Consider the following 614-nt stretch of genomic DNA (forward strand, 5'->3'; position numbering starts at 1 on the left):
ACTTGGACATTCACACCAACAACACCATTAGTTGATGGCTCACACAGCATTACAGTGACTGCGACTGATCCAGCTGGTAATACAAGTAATCCATCGCAGCCGTTGGACTTCACAGTGGATACAATTGCGCCAAATACGCCAGAATTTGAAGGTTATGATGATGTTGGTCCAATTCAAAGTGTGATCGTTAATAATTCAACCATCGATGATAACAAGCCTGAAATTCGTGGTTCCAATGGTAACCCTGGTGACACCATCACCATTTACGATAATGGCACCAAGCTGGGTACTGCCCTTGTTCAGCCTGATGGTAAATGGACATTCACCCCGACAACTCCGTTGGTTGATGGCTCACACAGCATTACCGTGACTGCGACTGATCCAGCTGGTAACACCAGTGATCCGTCTGCACCACTTGGTTTCACAATCGATACGGTTGCACCAAATACTCCAGCGTTTGAAGGCTATGATGATGTTGGTCCAGTCCAAAGTGTGATTGCCAATAACTCCACTATCGACGATAACAAGCCTGAGATCCGTGGTTCCAATGGCAACCCTGGCGACACCATCACGATCTACGATAATGGCACCAAGCTGGGTACTGCCCTTGTTCA

General features: G+C 47.2%; 1 protein-coding gene. It reads left to right on the forward strand.

The features are described 5' to 3' along the window. Nucleotides 1-614, forward strand: a 614-nt coding sequence (locus INP79_RS15415; RefSeq protein ID WP_228520130.1) for an Ig-like domain-containing protein, incomplete at both ends; no start/stop codon positions are given.

Origin of the sequence: Methylophilus sp. QUAN, assembly GCF_015354445.1 — a bacterium.
Taxonomy (GTDB): domain Bacteria; phylum Pseudomonadota; class Gammaproteobacteria; order Burkholderiales; family Methylophilaceae; genus Methylophilus.